The sequence below is a fragment of the Candidatus Phytoplasma asiaticum genome (genome assembly GCF_015100165.3).
GTDB classification, from domain to species: Bacteria; Bacillota_I; Bacilli_A; order Acholeplasmatales; family Acholeplasmataceae; genus Phytoplasma; species Phytoplasma citri.
In genome coordinates this window covers 231,414-250,742 of sequence record NZ_CP097206.1, presented here as the reverse complement: position 1 = coordinate 250,742, position 19,329 = coordinate 231,414, and the positions used below count along the sequence as shown (strand labels likewise).

13 protein-coding genes and 1 pseudogene are annotated in these 19,329 nt (G+C 21.1%); 6 read left to right on the top strand and 8 right to left on the bottom strand.

Going from position 1 to position 19,329, the window contains the following annotated elements; genetic code table 11:
• Positions 1-33: 33 nt before the first annotated feature.
• From prfB to mscL, 3 genes are all read right to left on the bottom strand, one after another.
• Positions 34-1,128 (bottom strand): peptide chain release factor 2, encoded by a 1,095-nt coding sequence (gene prfB / locus H7686_RS01135; RefSeq protein ID WP_193621851.1) that lies wholly within the window; start codon positions 1,126-1,128, stop codon positions 34-36.
• Between the two features lie 39 nt (positions 1,129-1,167).
• A complete protein-coding gene (secA, locus tag H7686_RS01130) occupies positions 1,168-3,663 on the bottom strand; it encodes a preprotein translocase subunit SecA (protein ID WP_212304291.1) in 2,496 nt (831 codons plus the stop codon).
• 519 nt (positions 3,664-4,182) lie between these two features.
• Positions 4,183-4,611, bottom strand: a complete 429-nt coding sequence (gene mscL / locus H7686_RS01125; RefSeq protein WP_078123060.1) for a large conductance mechanosensitive channel protein MscL — start codon at positions 4,609-4,611, stop codon at positions 4,183-4,185.
• Between the two features lie 497 nt (positions 4,612-5,108).
• On the opposite strand from mscL, the gene H7686_RS01120 reads away from it, so the two are divergent.
• Positions 5,109-5,345: a hypothetical protein gene (locus H7686_RS01120; protein WP_193621853.1), complete on the top strand. Its 237-nt coding sequence runs from the start codon at positions 5,109-5,111 to the stop codon at positions 5,343-5,345.
• Between the two features lie 662 nt (positions 5,346-6,007).
• Here the strand turns inward: H7686_RS01120 and H7686_RS01115 are convergent.
• Complete coding sequence (locus tag H7686_RS01115; RefSeq protein WP_193621854.1) at positions 6,008-6,373, bottom strand: sigma-70 family RNA polymerase sigma factor; 366 nt, start codon at positions 6,371-6,373, stop codon at positions 6,008-6,010.
• A gap of 465 nt (positions 6,374-6,838) precedes the next feature.
• Between H7686_RS01115 and H7686_RS01110 the strand changes: the two genes are divergently transcribed.
• From H7686_RS01110 to H7686_RS01100, 3 genes are all read left to right on the top strand, one after another.
• A complete protein-coding gene (locus H7686_RS01110) occupies positions 6,839-7,102 on the top strand; it encodes a hypothetical protein (protein WP_444517558.1) in 264 nt (87 codons plus the stop codon).
• An 84-nt stretch (positions 7,103-7,186) separates the two neighbouring features.
• Positions 7,187-7,318, top strand: coding sequence for a hypothetical protein (locus H7686_RS01105; protein ID WP_444517557.1), 132 nt, complete (start codon positions 7,187-7,189; stop codon positions 7,316-7,318).
• Between the two features lie 58 nt (positions 7,319-7,376).
• The gene (locus H7686_RS01100; protein WP_249175849.1) at positions 7,377-7,520 is read left to right on the top strand and encodes a hypothetical protein; all 144 of its coding nucleotides are present in this window, start codon (positions 7,377-7,379) and stop codon (positions 7,518-7,520) included.
• A 576-nt stretch (positions 7,521-8,096) separates the two neighbouring features.
• On the opposite strand, the gene H7686_RS01095 is transcribed toward H7686_RS01100, so the two are convergent.
• Complete coding sequence (locus tag H7686_RS01095; protein ID WP_193621855.1) at positions 8,097-9,059, bottom strand: hypothetical protein; 963 nt, start codon at positions 9,057-9,059, stop codon at positions 8,097-8,099.
• A 732-nt stretch (positions 9,060-9,791) separates the two neighbouring features.
• Complete coding sequence (locus H7686_RS01090; protein ID WP_193621856.1) at positions 9,792-10,379, bottom strand: hypothetical protein; 588 nt, start codon at positions 10,377-10,379, stop codon at positions 9,792-9,794.
• 1,395 nt (positions 10,380-11,774) lie between these two features.
• Between H7686_RS01090 and H7686_RS01085 the strand changes: the two genes are divergently transcribed.
• A complete protein-coding gene (locus tag H7686_RS01085) occupies positions 11,775-11,900 on the top strand; it encodes an SVM family protein (RefSeq protein WP_193621866.1) in 126 nt (41 codons plus the stop codon).
• Positions 11,901-14,476: 2,576 nt separating this feature from the next.
• Positions 14,477-17,368 (top strand): hypothetical protein, encoded by a 2,892-nt coding sequence (locus H7686_RS01080; protein ID WP_444517556.1) that lies wholly within the window; start codon positions 14,477-14,479, stop codon positions 17,366-17,368.
• Positions 17,369-18,196: 828 nt separating this feature from the next.
• Here H7686_RS01080 and H7686_RS01075 read toward each other — a convergent pair.
• Both H7686_RS01075 and tmk read right to left on the bottom strand, forming a co-directional pair.
• Positions 18,197-18,352 carry a hypothetical protein gene (locus tag H7686_RS01075; RefSeq protein ID WP_193621858.1) on the bottom strand — a complete coding sequence of 52 codons (156 nt, stop codon included), beginning with the start codon at positions 18,350-18,352 and terminating at the stop codon, positions 18,197-18,199.
• Between the two features lie 367 nt (positions 18,353-18,719).
• A pseudogene (gene tmk / locus H7686_RS01070) lies at positions 18,720-19,325 on the bottom strand (dTMP kinase); the annotation flags it as partial.
• Between the last annotated feature and the right edge of the window lie 4 nt (positions 19,326-19,329).

Genomic DNA, 19,329 nt, shown 5'->3' with positions numbered 1-19,329 from the left:
CTTTTTCAGAAAAAGATTTTTAATTAAAATTAATTAATTATCACTCCTTAAAAAAGCATTAATAAAATCATCTAATTCACCATTCATAATATCGATTATTTGAGAACTTTCATAATTAGTGCGATGATCTTTAACTTTTTGATAGGGATGGAAAATATAACTTCTAATTTGCGATCCCCAACCAATTTCTTTTTGATCTGATTTCAAATTATCTTCTTTTTCTTTTTGCTTTTGCAAAGCTAATTGAAACAATTTAGTTTTCAAAATTTGTAAAGCTTTTTCTTTATTACGAATTTGACTTCTTTCATTTTGGCAATTCACTACAATACCAGTAGGTAAATGTGTAATACGAACTGCAGAATCAGTAGTATTTACATGTTGACCTCCAGCTCCACTACTACGAAAAACATCTATTCTTAAATCTTGTTCTTGAATATCAACAGTAATTTCTTCGTTAATTTCTGGCAGAATTTCACAAGAAGCAAAAGATGTATGTCTTTTAAAATTAGCATCAAAAGGTGATTTACGAACTAAACGATGTATACCTCTCTCAGATTTAAAATATCCATAAGCATAAATACCTTTAATTAAACAACTAACAGATTTAATACCAGCTTCTTCGCCTGTCTGCAAATTTAAAATTTCCAATTGAAATTGTTTTTTTTGAGCATATTTTTTGTACATCCTAAAAAGAATTTCGCACCAATCTTGAGATTCTAAACCACCAGCACCAGAATGTAACATTAAAATAGCATTATTTTCGTCATAAGTTTTGTTTAATAAAACTTCAATTTCTAGACTTTTAATATCTTGTTGTAATTTTTTCAATTCTAAAATTAACCAAGTGAAATTTTGTTGATCATTTATTTCGTCGCTTGATGATAATAAAGTTAAAGCTTGATGTTGTTTTTGTAAATTAGTAAAATGATTAATTTTATTTTGTAACTGACTAAATTTCCGAGTAACATGAGCAGCTTCTTGAGGATTATCCCAAAAACTCGGCTTTGACATCAATAATTTACAAGATTTTACTTTTTCTAGCAAAGTCGGGACATCTATTTTTTGTTCTAGATTGAATAAAGTAGATTTTAAATTATTTAAAATTTGATGAAATTCATATTTTTCCATTATAAAAAATTATCCCCTCCGGAAATTATATTTTTTTAATTAATCCCAAGGTTTTTTAATATATTTTTTATTTTTTATTTTATGTTTATCATTTGATTGCGACGATTCGATAAAATTTAAATCGTGTAATAAATCTTCGAAAAAATTTGATTTTAAAACAATTTTGGTAATATCTTGAGAAATATTTACAATCATACGATTAAAAAATTTTTGACCTTCTTGTTGATAAACAATTAAAGTATTTTGTTGTCCATAACTTAAAAAATTAATACTTCTTCTTAATAAATCCATATCATTCATATGACGTTGAAATTTAATATCAATATTTTTTAATATAATTAATCTAATAATATTTAAATACTGTTGTATATCAGATTTAGCAAATTGTTGTTTTTGTATGTCCAAAAGATGATGAGCTTTCTTCAAAATAATAGATTCTATTTTCGAATAAGATAAATCTTGTTTATTATTTATTTGGAAATCTACTTCTTTTAAAATATTTATAGGAAAAAGTTTAATTTCAAAATAATTAATTAATTCTTTTATAATACTTTTTTGATCTAATTTTTTATATTTGTTTTGTTGCATTAAATTAATAAAATTTTTAACTTCATTTTTCAAAGTTTTAATAATAATATTCCACAAAACTTCTTCAATTTTTTTAGAAGCTAAAATTTCTTTACGTTGTTTGTAAATAATATCTCTTTGCAACTGTAAAACAGAATCGAATTTTAAAACAAATTTGCGATATTCAAAATTAGAAGATTCTATTTTTTTTTGTATATTGGTAAATAAATTAGTTAAAAAACGAGAAGATACTGAATTATTTTTTTGTTGATTACTATATTGCAACAAATTAACTAATTTACTAACTTTATTAGAACCAAAACGTTTTATTAAATCATCTTCTGCAGAAACAAAAAATTTAGTATAACCAGGATCTCCTTGTCTACCTGAACGTCCGCGTAATTGATTATCAATTCTTCGCACTTCATGTCTTTCTGTTCCTAAAACAGCTAAACCACCTAATTCCGCAACACCTTCTGCTAAACGAATATCTGTTCCTCTCCCAGCCATGTTCGTTGCTATAGTAACAGCACCTTTATAACCCGCTTTAGCTATTATTTCAGATTCTTTTAAATGATTTTTAGCATTTAAAACTTCATGAGATATTTTATTTTTTTTTAAATATTTGGAAATTTGCTCTGATACTTCGACACTTACAGTGCCTATTAAAATTGGTTGTTTTTTTGAATGTCTTATTTTAATTTCTTCTATTAAAGCTGTCCATTTTTCTTTTAAAGTTAAAAAAACCACATCAGGAGCATCTTCGCGAATCATTTTTTTATTAGTAGGTATTTGAATAACTTTCATATTATATATACTAATAAATTCTTTTTCTTCGGTTTTAGCTGTTCCAGTCATACCGGATATCAATTTATAATTTCGAAATAAATTTTGATATGTAATCATAGCAGATGTTTCAGTTTCCGCTTTAATAAGACAATTTTCTTTTGCTTCTAAAGCTTGATGTAAACCATCACTAAATTGTCGACCAATCAAAGCGCGACCTGTAAATGGATCAATAATGACAATGTTATCATTTTGTACTAAATAATCTTTGTCTTTTTCCATAATAAAACAAGCTTTTAAAGCGTTTTTTATGAAATGTAATAAAAAAGAATTTTTACTGCTATATAAATTATTAATTTTAAAAAATAATTCTGCTTTACGAATACCTTCTTCAGTCAATTCAATAGTTTTTGATTCTAAATCGATTAAATAATGTTCAGATTTTAATGATTTAGCGAAACGATCAGCATCTCTATAAAATTTAATACCAGGTTGTGTATTATTAGAAATAATTAAAGGAGTTCTAGCTTCGTCAATTAAAATAGAATCAACTTCATCAATAATTACATAACCATATTCACGAGTCATTAAAACATTATTAATATCGCTTTCCATATTATCCTTTAAATAATCAAATCCGATTTCACTATTAGTAGAATATAAAATATCACAATTATAAGCTATTTTTTTTTCTTGAATAGTTTTATTTTTAAGATTTAAACCTACACTTAAACCCAAAAAACGAAAAATATCTCCTATAACGCCTTCCGCTTCACGGCGTGCTAGATATTCATTAACAGTTACAATATGAACGCTCTCGCCTCCTAAAGCATTTAAATATGCCGGCATAACAGCTGTTAAAGTTTTGCCTTCTCCAGTCTTCATTTCTGCAATATTGCCCTTATGTAAAACGATAGCTCCCAATAATTGAACATAATAGGGTGTTATTTTGGCTACTCTAGTAGAAGCTTCACGTGCCAAAGCAAAAGCTTCAACCAAGATACTATCCAAAGACATGCCATCTTTTAATTTTTGTTTCAATTTTAGAGTTTCTTTAGGAAAATCTTCATCTTTTAATTGAGACATAAGATTACTTAATCGATCAATTTTATCAGCAACTTTTTTAACTTTCTTCAAATATCTTTTAGAAGGATTGCGCAATTGTTTAAAAAAGCCTAATATTGTTTTTACACATTTTAATATCATTAGATTATAATCCTTTTTTAAATATTATAGATTTAATTAATAATTTATTCCTAAATATTTATTTAGAAATAAAATTTTTATAATAATTCATTTGTATATAATGTAAATTTTAAATTTACAATTTTAATTACAATTATAAATGATAATTATAAGTTTTATCCTATTAATTATATCAAAACTGCTAAAAAAAATATATTTTTGATTAATTTTTATTAGTCATTTAATATCATTACAAAAAATATATTTTAAAAATACTGAATAGTTGATTTATTTCCGATTTATTAAATTTTTGGAAAATTATTAATCTTATAAAATAATGAAATCATTTTAAAATATTAATAAAAATTTATTTTAAATAAAAAAAATTCCAAGTTAAAAAGATGTTATATAAAAAAATAATAAAAATAAAAGAGTGCTTTTTTATTCTAAAACAAAAAAGCACTCTCGAAATGAATTACAAAAAATTTAAATGATTATATTAATAAAAAAATTTGATTATTTATTTTGATTAATTAAAATATCTTTAATTTCTTTTAAAATTTTAACTTGTTCATGTTCGATAGAAATTTTATTTTCATTTTGATTTTTTTTACTAAAATATTTAGAAAAATATAAAACAATTAAATACAAAATAAATGAAACAGATAAAAAATCAAAAACATTTTGTAAAAAAATGCCATAATTCAAATAAATATTATTTTTTAATTGCCAATTTAAAGTTTGAAGAGAAGAACCTGTATCACTAAAAAGATAATTAATAGGAGGCATAATTATGTCAGTAGCTAAAGAACTAACTACTTTAGTAAATAATTGTCCTAATATAAAAGCAACTGCTAATTGAACAATGTTACCCTTATTAATAAAATCCTGAAATCCTTTTTTAAACTCTTTAACTTTGTGTAAATTAATATTTTCAGATGGCATCCATACACCTCTTTTTTAATAATTTTTTTTAAATTTGAAAAAATTAATAATATTTGTAGTATTTATTATATATTTTTGTTTTTAGAAATGTTTAAAATTTGTGAATTAAATAAATATATTTTATGAAAACATTAATAAATAAAAAACAAACTAAAAGATTTTTAATTTTAACTATAAATTATGAAAACATTAATAAATAAAAAACAAACTAAAAGATTTTTAATTTTAACTATAAATTAGAAAATTTATATATAGTGAAATATCCGGATATATTTTAAACTAAAAAAATTAATATGTCAAATAATACCAATAAACATAAACTATAAATAATTTAGAAAACAATAATAAATAATTTATAAAAATATAATTTAGCAAAAAAATGAAAATAAAATATAAAATATTTATTAGAGAATAAAAAATATATTTTATTATTGATAATATTTAATAATAAATTTTTTATTTGAATTTATAAAATTAATAAATAAGGAGAGAAAATCATGGAAAATCTTGAAATACAATTTACAAGTATCACATTATTTTTTATATGTGTATTTATACTATTAACAATTTTATTATTCTACTTTTTTTATAAATGGGGTTATTTTTGCGGACTTAATAATAAAAGCATTATTTTTCCTTTAATTTTATCTTTTTTAACTGGATTAGGTGGAATTATTTTTGTATTTATAGGTTATCAAGCGGGTATTATCAAAAAAAATCAAAATAAAAAATAAAAATATAAATAAAATATAATAGATAAAAAAAATAAAAATGTTTTTTTATATAACTATATCAAAAAAAATAAATTATAAACAGTTAATGACAATTTAACGAAATATTAATAATTATGAAAATCAACTTCTTTAGTTGATTTTTTTAAATAAATAAAAATTATCTAAATTTTCCAAAATATTTTTAACTAAAATTATTTTTTATTTTAATTTAATAATTATAAAAATAAATATACATGTATTAATAATAGAACAAATACGGATAGATTATTTGTGTTTTGAACTTAGGAATGATTAAAATATTCTCTGTATTTTTAAATAATTTTTGATTTAAAAATTGTGTTTTAAGACTAAAAAATAAGTTTATAATTTCTTAGCTTTTCGAATTAAATAAATATTTTTTTTATTTAAAAAAGTTTTTAAACATTTTTTATAATTCTTTGTTTTAAAAGATATTTTTTTATATTTTATCTTCTCACTATTATATTTAAGTAAAAAAATTGAAAAAATCGTCAAAAAAATAATTTTGGTTAAAAATTAAACATTTTTCTTTATAAAATTTTTTAAAAAATGGAACAGTTCGCTTTTTTGGAATTTACTAAAGGCATACTAAAACTTAAATGAATACTTTTAAATTTTAAATTCGGTTTTGCTTAATGTCTTTTTCATTTTTTAAAAAAATTTTCATGATGTACTTGTTTTAACCAGTATTGATGTGGAGTTAATATGGGCGATCTTAAGGGATAATCATAATTATCTAAAGTAATCGCTTTAGTCGTTTTCCGAATTGTTTTAGAAATTGCTTTCTGAATATGGGGTTTCGCATAAAAATCTTCATAATTATCCAAGGATTTCATTAACCTTAAAATCTCTTCTTGTTCTAAATCGGCTCGAGTTAAACAACGCGGATAATATTTGAATTGATAAACTAGTTTTTTAACTAAAGGTAAATGTAATATTATTAATTTTTCGCGTAACTTAAAATCACTTTTATCTTTTAAAAAAAGTAAAAATAATGTTTTTCGATTCATGAGTCCCCTTTCTAAAAATATTTTTAGAAAAGCTGAAAATTAACTTTTTATTCTTTTGAAAAAATAAAAAGACCAAATGATAAATTGATCTTGATGATTATTAATTAATTATTTAGTTGTCATAATTTTGGGGTGCAGTGCGAAAAACCGGTTTCATGAAAGATGGGATCAAATACGAATCTTTATTTGGCTCTCCTCAATGAGGAATTATTTTCTCGTTATTAGCGAATGTATATCTACATTATATCGACCTGAAAATGAACGAACTAATTAAATAGAAAAAACTAATTAGGAAGAATAACCCAGAATATAAGAAAAAAGGGCTTAACAACCAACATGATAAATTGGGGATTGATAGGTCACAACCTAAATCCTAAACCAATAATTGAGTAAATCTGTTATGCTGATGACTTTATCATCGGCGTCAAAGTTGAGTATGACAAAGCCGAGAAGATTAAGAACCAAGTGGTCCAATGGCTAGAGCAAGATCTAAAACTCACTATAAACAAGAATACATCGAAAATTGTAAAAGCTTGTAAAGGAACAAAGTTCTTATCATACATGGTAAAGGTAAACCCCACCAATAAAATTTGTACAAGGAAATTCACAAAGAATTCCTTAAATGACAAGGTTCAAATCCAAATTCCTCACGCGAAAGCCAAAGAATACGGACATGAATACCATTGGTTAAAAGAGGAAAAAGGTGAAACACGACGAAGCATTAGTTAACAGAGACGAGTTAGAAATAATCCGAACTTATCAAATAATTGTCCGAGGAATTATTTAAACTTTTGCTTAGTTAATAATCTAGATGTGTTGACCTATTTAAATTATCTAGCTGAATATAGCTGTTTGAAGATACTGACAAGGAAACGGAAAACGTCAATTGTCAGAGTTCGGAAGAAATGCAAGATAGGTTCGACTTGGGTTTATTTCTTATCTTAATAAAGAAAAAACCCATTACGAACCGTGGGATGTTTATTCTTGGGACAGAATTAAAAAAATGTGTAACTATAAGGGAAATCCGGATATTACCATTAATAGATTTATATTCCAAGGTCGTACGAATTTAACTAATCGTCTAAAAGCGGAACGTTGTGAGAACTGCGACAAAACAACCCCACTGCAAATCATCACATTGGGATGATTCGTAACGCGCATTTCCACAGGGTCGGGAATAAAAGAACTGAAGTATTGTGTCAAGATTGTCATCAGAAGATAACCAACCAACAAATATATGATATCAGAAAAATAAGAAAATAAGAATAAAAAAATAAGAATAAATAAATAGATAATGAGCCACAAGTCAAAATTTGTGAACTGTTCTGCTTACCTTTATATAACCATTTAATCAGATAATAGTTAATTTGTTACAAGCCTTTTTTAAGAATCGCTTTTTAATTATTTATTATTGCTTTTCAAGAACCATTTTTATCTTTTTGTGATATTTGTAAAATTTTTAGAAATCTTTTGCACCAAATTTAAAACTAATATAAATTAAATTTTATTTATTGATATTATTAAAAAAATATATAAAACCATAATTTTTTTTGATGAATTATTAATATTATGTTTAGTCATTAAAAACAAAATTAAACTTTCTTTGATTTAAAATTTTTATATTTTTTAAGACAACTTTTATTTGAGATTTAAAAAAATTATTTATTTATTAATAATTAGTAAAATCTTAAGTGCTTAGTACGAATACTGTATTTTTTCAATATTATTCAAACATTTTGTTATAAAGTAAACTAAAAATTCCCGAATAAGTGTTTTGTTTTTGTTCAAGTGATTTTTTCATAACTTGATATTTAATTTTTTCTTCTTTAATTTTTTCTATTTCTGTTTTCAATAAATTTAATTGTTTTTTTAATTCTTCGATTTTTTGATTTTTATTACTATTTTCTTGATTTTTAATATCCAATTGTATTTGAATATTTTGAATTTCTTTTCTTAAATGAGTTATTTCGGTTTCAGTTGCTTTTTGAGTATTTAACAACTCTTGTGTTTTGGATTTAAGATTATTTTCTAGGAATTTTTTTTCTACTTGCAGTTGCAATATTTCCAATTGTTTAACTAAAAATTTAGATTGAAAATTTTTTTGTTCTTCTTTCAATAAATTTATTTTATTATCCATTTCTACTATTATATTTTTTTGAAATTCAATTTCTAATCGATTAAATATTATTTGTTTTATATTTTGCATATCTTTCTTGACTTCATTTTTAATACCTAATTCTTTTAACCAAAAAATATACATATTAGAAGCTCCGTTACTCATATTTTTCAAATCTTCTAGAGAAAAAACAAAATCTTTTTTTTCTCTAATTCCTTTGTCGAATACAATACACATTAATTTATAATTAGTAGAATTTAACTTTATTAAAGGCGGGTTTTGGATTATCCAACTAAGATCATATCTAATATTTTCTCCATTATAGCACGGATATTCTAAAACCAAAGAGCTAAAACATTCATAACAATTAAAACGTATTAAATAATTTGATATATCTTCTTCTTTTTCTAAATAAATATTAGAAATTTTCATATTTTCATTTTTTTGCGTCATAATTTTATTATTTGGAATAGCTATTAAAGAATTAATATTTATGTTTACAATCAATAACAAAAATACAACTAATAAACCCATATTAATTGTTTTAATTATTTTTTTTAATTTAACCATTTTTAAGGCTCCTTTTTTTATTTCTTTAACTTGATGATTAGATAATGAAGAAATTAAAATTAGGATAAAATAATTGTTTTTTAAAAAAAAGTGGATTTATTTTAATTTTTTATTTCTCTTTTTTAAGTAAAAATGTAAATTTTTATAAATCTTAAATGATTTGAATTATTTTAAATCATGAAAAAAATATTTATAACTATATTTATATTAAAATTTATTAATAATAATATTAATTAAAAATTTTCTTAAATTTAATTAACTTTTAAAATTCTCATTTTTATTTATTTTTGCACAATTTAAATACTTTCTGAATCGTTAAGAGTTTAAAAAAATTAATCTCATTCATTTATTAAATAATTTTATTAAAATATTTAAATATATAAACAATCTTAAAATTATTATTATTTTCTGTTTTTCGTTTTTTTGAAATAAAATTCTGATTTAACTTGTCTCCATCTGATTTAAATCTTAAAAATAAATTTTTTTTAATATATATATTTTGAAAATTCAAATAATCTATTGATTTATTCAAATGGTTTTTTATGTAATATTAATATAAATTTGGAAATGTATTTTAAAAAAATTAAAAATATTTTTTTATTTTGAGAATTTTAAGTAAAAAAAGTTTAATAATAAAAAAAATCAAAAAATAAGATGCAATATATTGGAATTAAAAATATTATAAACAATTATTATTAATATTAGAAAATTTGGTTTTTATTTTTATGTTTCTTATGACATTAATTCTAATACAATATCTTGAATTCGCAAATCTTTTGTGTTATCATCCATAACCTTTATTAACAAATTATATAATTCGCATAAAATATAATTTTTATTGTCGTTATCTGATAATTTTTGCATTTCTTGTTCTAAAATTATCATTTGATATTTATTGGTTTCGATGAAATATTTTATTTTCAATATAATTTGATGCATAGTTAAATTTTTTTGTTTGGTTAACATTGGATTAATTGTTTCCGAATTATTTATCTTTGTAATTATAATAGGATTATGATTTATAAAGAAATCGATTAATTGCAGGTAAGAATCTTGTAATTCATAGAGCATATCTTTTTTAAGATTTTCATCAGGTAATTTTTGTATTACTTTATTGATTGCTATTATTATTTTTTTATGCGCTTCAAGTATATCTTGGAATTTTAATATTTTTTCATCAATATTCTCTTGTTCTTTAGTTAAAGAAGGATTGCTTGTTCCAAAATTATTTGAATACATAGCTATAACTTTATTGTTATTAATAGTAAAAAATAATATTAAAAAACTAAATAAAAATAGTTTTTGTTTTAATTTAATCATCAAATATGAAAACCTCTTCTATATTTTAGTTCTATTATTGAAATAAGGTAATTTTTAAAAATAATTTAATTTTTAATATATTTTTTTGAAATTTACTTTTTAGAAAAAATTATATTTATTTGTTATTTATATTACTTTTATTTTTTTATACAATTAAGAATTTTTTTAAATAAGCAAAATTTTATATCCATAATTTTTCAAAGATAATTACAAGAAAATAAAAAAATAATAAAACTATTATAAAAAAAATATAAATAAAGTAATTTCATTTTTTATTAAAAAATTATTGATTTTTTTATTTTTGCACAATAAATTGTAATTATATGTGATTATAATTTCTGCGAATTTAATTCAAAAATATAATTTTTTGATAATTTTGATTAATGCTGATTTTTAGAATATTAAGAAATATCTTTTAAAAAAGGGTAAAAATATAGTTTAAACATTCTTTCTCTAATTTCAAAATTTTTATTTCATCAAATTATTCAAATTTAAAAATCTTATTTTGTAAAAATATAGTATCAAAAGCTTGGGATTATGTTTAAGGAATATTATTATTTAGATAATCTGTCCAAAATTTGATTCATATTAATTTAAGATATTTGATATTTTTTTAAAAAAGAATTAAAATTTATTTAATGAAAACCTTTTTTATTAATCACAAAAGGTATAATAATAAATATTTTTATTTTATGAAAATTATTTTTATAATTTAATTTATAGTTTCAATTGGATAAAATTTTCATATATTTGCGTGAATATTAAAGAAATCCGATTTTTTATTGTATATTATCATTTCTTATAATCCATCCGGCGGTTTAACTATTCCACATTTTTAAATAATTTTTGATTTAAAAATTGTGCTTTAAGACTGAAAAATAATTTGATAATTTCTTAGCTTTTCAATAAATATTTGTTTCATTTAAAAAAGTGTTTAAACATTTTTTATAATTCTTTATTTCGAAAGATATTGTTTTATATTTTATCTTCTCGCTATATATTTAAACAAAAAAGTGAAAAAATCTTTAAAAAAAATTAAAAAAAATTTTTATTAAAAATTAAAAATTTATTAAAAAATTATTTAGACATAAGACAAAATAATACCAAAAATATTTCTAAAATAAAAAAATAAAAAATAATTTAACAATATAAAGATTTTTTATCTCCCCCCCTTTACTAATGAATTATTAAAATGACAAGTTATTAAAATTGAAGATTTTCAAAAAAACTAAAAGAATTAATTAATCAAAAAACCTTCTCAAAAACTAGAATAATTTAAAACAATTGAAAAAATCAAATTATAATTATAAAAGTTTATTTACACTATTTAATAATTCCAAAAAAAATAATTTCAAAAAATAAAAAATTCCCAAAATCAAAGAAGATTGAATATAAATTTTTAAAATAAAAAATCATAAATTATTTTTAAATATATTTTTATTTAGATTTTTAGGGATTTTTTTGATTATTAATAATTTTCATCAAGTAACAGCTGCATCTAAAAAAATTAAAAAGATATAATTTCATCAGAAGAAAAATCTAAAAAAGATGAAAAGGAACATTATAAAGAAGTATATAATGCTCTTGAACACTGTTCAACAAAAGATAGAAATTGCAATTATTATGATGTAGGCGCCAAAGATGCTTAAATTTCCTGCTATCTAACCAATATTCAGGGTCGATAAACCCTGAAAGGAAATGGTTCGTCTAGCAAACGAAAGAATATCAGATTATAGCAGACCATAAAAGCGGGTTGCGACGAAAGCAAATTAGTCAAGATGATTTCTCCGCCAAATAATCCGATTGAGAAGCCTGTGATGGCCTAAGAAGAAAAATGATGTCATACCGAAACCTGTTCGGAAGTTGCTTATACGGACAGTCCAGAGTCTACTAATTGCACTATGTATTGAGTAGTTTATCAGAAGAGGAAACCTGGAATCAGCCTCCTAAAGAGGATACTTCCCCTAAAGAATTAAGGTTGAAATTTAGCGTAACTTGGAGAATCCTAAAACGAAGTAATGAATTTTTAATTTTTATTATCTAGTATTGAAAAATATCAAAATAATTTTAGAAAAAGATTAAAAGATAATGAAAAACGATTATATAATACTTTAAGCCAACAACCAAATAATTCAAATAATAATCGCCGAAATTAAATTAATTAAATTGGTGCAATTATAAATTATAAAGAATCTTAAAAAAAAGAGTCTTTTTTATTATCTTGAACTATTGTTCTTTCTTTTAATAAACTTTAAAACGAATATTTAAAAATTAATTATATTTTCTTATATGAATAAAAAAAATATTCAAATTTAATTTGAACATTAATAATTTTAAAAAAATAATAAAATTCACAATAATCTTGTTATTAACATTCTAAATTAAATTATATAATTAAAAATTACTATTTCAAAGGTATATTTTATAATTTATTACTTGATATTAAAATAAATTATAAATTTCAAATCTGAATATTAAACTTTTTTATAAAGAAATCGAATATTACAATAAAATTAAAATAAAAAGTATTTCAAAATTTTTTAAAAAATAAAAAGAATTTAGAAATTCATAAACCATTAATCGTAATTTATTCATTTTAGGTAAAAAACTAATTTATCACTGTCAATATTATCCCTGTGTTTTAACTAAAAAAGATTTAGGTTATGAATTTATCATTTACATCATGACAAATATCAAATCGGAATTCAGAGAACTTATTAGGAATAACCATTATCCTTCAATTTCGCAAAAAAATTATAAACAAGATAATCTTTCTTGTCAAAAAGATTTTTATTAATAAATTATTTATTTGTGGTACTTTTAGGTTTTAATACGTGATCTCAAAAAAAGTTTTACATGATCTTAGAACGAGTAGATGTAATTACTCGCAAATTATCGAAATAGAATATTTAATAGTTTATTGAAGAATCAAAGTTAATATTTAGAGTAAATCGGGGGATATTAAAAGCTAGTTATTAAATGAACTAATAATTAAATAAAAAAGCCATTATATACAAAGATAAAACAACTTTTTGTTATTCAGATGAGTAAAAAACTTAATTCGGAATAATTAAATTATTTTCCTAAGATTAAGGTTATATATTTTTATAATTTAATAATTTATTATTTATTAAAATAATTATCAAGGAAGGAATTATACATAAATCCAAATATAATTCTAGTTATTGATATTCTAATAATCTTATTTTTATATAATAAGTTTTTGAAAATATTAATATTTTATATTTTTCTTTAAAGAAAAATAGATTTTGAATTTATTTTAAAAAGTAATGTTGCAATAAAAACTTTATTTTGAGTTTTTTTAAAAAAATAAATAAAATTTAAAAAAATATTTGATAAATTGGCCATACTATTTTTTGTAAATTATAACTTAAATATTATCTTAAATATTAATTAAAGAAAAATTTATACATAATTTTTTTATATCTTATTTTATTTATTTAAATAAATAGAACTACTTTAATTTTATTTTTTTAATATTGACGCAAATATTAATATTTGGTAGAATTAGTTACATGTTATTAAATTCAAAATTAATTTAATATTTATAAATTCGATATACTATTAAATTTTAATTTAAATCGGTTTTTTTAATAAATTATTAATAAATAAATTATAAATTATTTCTTGAAAGTTTTATTGTTTTATTCCTTATTTTCAATGATTTTTTATTTAAAAAATTTAATTATTTTTAATTATTTTTAAATATTTTTAAAGTATTTGTTAATTATTTAAAATTATAATTTAGAGATAAATATTTTTAACAAAATTTTAATTCGGTAAATTCATTTCAAACTTAATAATTATATTAAAGATATTTTGTGTTAATGCAATAAAAAATTATTCTTACCATAAATAAATATAAATTAAATATATTTATGATTTTTTATTTAATTTTTTTAATAATTTTGAAGGTATTGTAATTAAAAAAAATTAATAAAAATTAAGATAAATTTAACGGAAAAGGTTTGCTTATTGTGTTTGAAAAATCCATGCAAAATAAAATTATTAAATTATTAATTACATTTTTTCTATTTTTTTTATTATTCAATATTTTTTTAATAATATTTTTTAATATGAATAATAATATCAACAAATCCAAATTATTTTCTAATAAACAAATAAATAAATCTGCAAATTTAAAAATAAATAATATCAGTTTGTCGAGCGAAGAACAAAAATTAATTTTTATAGATAGTAATATTATTTCTCCTGACGAAATTATTGCAATTTTAAAAGAAAGAATAATTAATGAATTTTTAGAACGAAATAAAATAGCGAAAGCTTTTGAATTAGCAAACAAAGACTTAGATATTAACTTTACAATATCAAATAATCCATCAATCCAAGATGAAGAGAAATTTATAAAAGAATTAATCAAGATTGATCCTAAAATAACATTAAAAGATGATGTAATTGAAGAACTTAATCATATATTATTAAAAGAATATAGAAAAAAAAATCAATTATTTGCCGCATATGAATTTTTTGTAAATTATAAATTAATTCACAATAAAATTAGAAATTCTCATATATATCAAATTAATGAATTATATAAAAATCCGCAAATCCAAAATATAAAATATCCTTTTTATGCGATAGTATTAAAATTTATTTTAGAAGATAAAGAAAAAGAAATTGTTAATTCAAAAGAACAACTTAAAAACATGCAAGCTCATTTCAATTATTATAATGTAATAGAAAAGCGAATAACAAATGAAAAAGCATTTGAAAATAATTTAATAGAAATAGATTCGCAATCGACATATCAACAAAATTTGTTAATTTTAAAAGAAAAGATAAAAAATCAATTTAAAGAAAAAAATAAATTAGCAAAATTATATGATCAAATCAGAACAGAAATAGAATTATCTTCTTTAAAACCCGAAGAAAAACTCTATATTCAAAACGAAGAAGATTATATAAACAACTCCTTGTTTACATCTGTAAATATGCCGACTTCGGAAGAAAAAATTTTAGAACATTTCCAGAAAATATTATTATTAGAATATCAAAATAAAAAAAATATTTTAAATTTATATAATTCTTACTTACAAAATATAATAGATATAATGTTGGATACAAAATCGAATAATTTTATAACATGGTCGCCAACTAAAATAGGTATAATAAATAAAATAATAAATAATCCGTTATTTACTATATTTTTAAGACTTAAAATAGAAGATGCTCAAAACGAAATTATGAATTTAAAAAAACAAATGAAAGATATACCTGCGACTTTAAATAATTTAGAGAATACAAAAAATGAATTACAAAATTATGTTCAAAATCAGTTAAAAAATTATTTTATTACTTATGATCGAGAAATTAATGATTTAAAAGATAAAATACAAATATTAACTGAATCTAATGAAAAACAAGATAAAAGTATTCTGGATTTTGATAAAAGATTACAAACATTAACTGAAAATGATCGAAAACATGATTCAGATATTTCTTCTTTTGTTTCCGGATTACAAATATTAACTGAATCTAATGAAAAACAAGATAAAAGTATTCTGGATTTTAATAAAAGATTACAAACATTAACTGAAAATGATCGAAAACATGATTCAGATATTTCTTCTTTTGTTTCCGGATTACAAATATTAACTGAATCTAATGAAAAACAAGATAAAAGTATTCTGGATTTTAATAAAAGATTACAAACATTAACTGAAAATGATCGAAAACATGATGCAAATGATGAAAGACACGACGAAAATAATCGAAAACATGATTCAGATATTTCTTCTTTTGTTTCCGGATTACAAATATTAACTGAATCTAATGAAAAACAAGATAAAAGTATTCTGGATTTTAATAAAAGATTACAAACATTAACTGAAAATGATCGAAAACATGATTCAGATATTTCTTCTTTTGTTTCCGGATTACAAATATTAACTGAATCTAATGAAAAACAAGATAAAAGTATTCTGGATTTTAATAAAAGATTACAAACATTAACTGAAAATGATCGAAAACATGATGCAAATGATGAAAGACACGACGAAAATGATCGAAAACATGATTCAGATATTTCTTCTTTTGTTTCCGGATTACAAATATTAACTGAATCTAATGAAAAACAAGATAAAAGTATTCTGGATTTCGATAAAAGATTACAAACATTAACTGAAAATGATCGAAAACATGATTCAGATATTTCTTCTTTTGTTTCCGGATTACAAATATTAACTGAATCTAATGAAAAACAAGATAAAAGTATTCTGGATTTTAATAAAAGATTACAAACATTAACTGAAAATGATCGAAAACATGATGCAAATGATGAAAGACACGACGAAAATGATCGAAAACATGATTCAGATATTTCTTCTTTTGTTTCCGGATTACAAATATTAACTGAATCTAATGAAAAACAAGATAAAAGTATTCTGGATTTCGATAAAAGATTACAAACATTAACTGAAATTAATCAAAGACAAGATAAAAGTTTTATTAATGTTAATCAAAGTTTAAAAACCTTAACTAAAAATTATCAAAAAGAAGATGAAACTGATCAAAAACAAAATGAAAATATTAAGAAATTTCAAAACAAAGTTGCAAACTTAAAACCGATTTACTCAACATTAAATGAAGATAAATATCAAATACAAGAAAAATCAGCAACAAAAACAATTAATCTAAATTATAAAAATCCATCAATAAAAGAAAAAAACAAAAATAATCAGATTTTTCCAAAAGATAATATTTTATCAGAAAAAAATATAGAATTTTTACCATATCAATACAAAAATAAAATATTAAAAAAACAACAATCAAGTTTATTCCAAAAATTTATAAAATTAGTTAACAAATATTCGGTAAATATTTATTCTTCCGTTAATATCCAAACATGGACATTTTTATTTAAAAAATATAGTCAACTTTATTTATTAATGATTTTGTGTATAATGAATATTTCATTTTACTTATTATTAAGAAATAACTTGAAATAATAATTTCAACATAATTACAAAATTATAAACCTCCCCGATATTTATTTTATTAAAAAATTATTTTTTAATTCAATTTCTAATTACAAATAGTTATTATTATTAAATTTTAAATTATTATTTGAATTGATTTTTTCATAAATTTTTTTTGATTATTAAATTACAATATGCTGATAATTCAAAAGTTAATATCGTAATTCTCGAATTTAGATCTATCTGAGTTCAAATTACAATTCTAGAATAGAGTATAATTTTTTATGTTTATAATTTTCTTGTCAACACCAAAAAAACCTTTAATGAAACCAAGAAGATTAAAAGACCAAGTACCAAATTAATGAAAAAACTTTAAATTTTTTAAGTTCGAAATAATTTAAGAAACAAGGAACAATCAGAATAACAAATAGATTTTAACGAATATAAATTAATGTTTATTGAAACAGAATAAATAAATTCATAAGATGATATTGTTTTTTTTAAAAAGATTTAAAACATATTAGTGATGGAGTTTGAATATATATGTTTTTTAAAATTAACTAAAAATTTTTTATATTTCCATAATATCAAATACGTATAACTTATAATTTTTCCTGGATTAAAATCGAAATTAAAACAAAAAACAAATTTAACAAATAAATAATTTAAATTTTGTAATACGGTTCTTATGAAAAGATAAAAAAATAAATTTAAGTTAAAATAATCAATTTAAATAAATAAAGATTTTTTAAATAGTAAAAAATGATGAAAATATTTTCGAATAAACTAATTAAATAACTAAATAGCCGTAAATTATTAATTCCTTGGCTTTTTAAATATCTTAAAATTAATAAATCGTTATTTTTTCTTCCTTAAAACGTGTTGTTTTTGTTCGTTAATAGAATGTTTTTTAAAATATTGATTTAAAAGAGAATGATTTTGCATATAAACATGAAAAGGCAACTCAACTTGAGTTGCCTGAAAAAAAGTGTTTAAAATCTCTATTGTCAACATGGTGACACATCATCCTCTTTATCGTCTTCATTAACAAATGCACTAATAAAAAGCCATGTAGTAGTTACGTAATAAATAATATTTAAACAAAAAACAAAAATGTTTAGTATAAAAGAATAACGCGTAGCAAAATAAAATGATTCAGAAAGTTGAAAGGCTGTTAAAAGAATATAATTTAAAAAGAAAATAATATAAATTAAGAATTTCATTTGATAATTCCTTTCTGTATTTTTTTGCGATATCGAAAAACATATTTAGTTTTCCATTTAATTTGTCCGTCTTTGGTGATGGTTTTGATTTTACCATTGCTGTAGTAAAAATATTGATTGCCATTTTGGCAAGTTTTTTTTTATGATAATAGCCATTGTTAAATTGCTCCTAATATTTTGATAATTTTTTGTAAATTAGATTGTACTGTCTCTTTTCCATTTAAGATTAATTTAAGCCTGTTAGGATAACGGGTGAAATAATCCCCATAACCTGTGCGTACTTTTTGAAAATAGGCAACAGGTTGCCGTTCGATGATGTCACTCTGGTGTCCTTTTGATTTTTGTTTTCGTTCTTTACTTAATCGAGGTTCAAGATCTAAAAAAATTGTTAAGGCTGGTTGGATTAAAATTAGTGTTTGTGTTATTTCAAAAATGGTTTTTAAAGAATGATGTTTGGGATCTTTGGTTAAAAATGGATATAATTGGTAAGCATATGTCGAACCCGCCCAACGATCTAAAATTACTAATTCGTTTCTGGCTAAAGCGGGATTAATTAATTCGGTTTGGGTTTGGGTCATATTGGCGATACTCAAATAAAAACGGGTTAAAAAATGAACTTGGTGACCATGGAGAAAAAAATGACGGATAGAAGGACCAATCGTGCTACTTCCTAATCCTTGGTAAATGTGATGTTTTATGTGGTTATGGTTTAATTTTTGCTGAAGGGCTGTGATTAAAGTGGTTTTACCATTACCATCTAAGCCTTCA

Bases quoted from the DNA above. Each gene is read 5' to 3' on its own strand.
- prfB (WP_193621851.1), bottom strand. From the start codon at position 1,128: ATGGAAAAATATGAATTTCATCAAATTTTAAATAATTTAAAATCTACT.
- mscL (WP_078123060.1), bottom strand. From the start codon at position 4,611: ATGCCATCTGAAAATATTAATTTACACAAAGTTAAAGAGTTTAAAAAA.
- H7686_RS01120 (WP_193621853.1), top strand. From the start codon at position 5,109: ATGGAAAATCTTGAAATACAATTTACAAGTATCACATTATTTTTTATA.
- H7686_RS01115 (WP_193621854.1), bottom strand. From the start codon at position 6,373: ATGAATCGAAAAACATTATTTTTACTTTTTTTAAAAGATAAAAGTGAT.
- H7686_RS01100 (WP_249175849.1), top strand. From the start codon at position 7,377: ATGTGTAACTATAAGGGAAATCCGGATATTACCATTAATAGATTTATA.
- H7686_RS01095 (WP_193621855.1), bottom strand. From the start codon at position 9,059: ATGGTTAAATTAAAAAAAATAATTAAAACAATTAATATGGGTTTATTA.
- H7686_RS01090 (WP_193621856.1), bottom strand. From the start codon at position 10,379: ATGATTAAATTAAAACAAAAACTATTTTTATTTAGTTTTTTAATATTA.
- H7686_RS01080 (WP_444517556.1), top strand. From the start codon at position 14,477: ATGAATAATAATATCAACAAATCCAAATTATTTTCTAATAAACAAATA.
- H7686_RS01075 (WP_193621858.1), bottom strand. From the start codon at position 18,352: ATGTTGACAATAGAGATTTTAAACACTTTTTTTCAGGCAACTCAAGTT.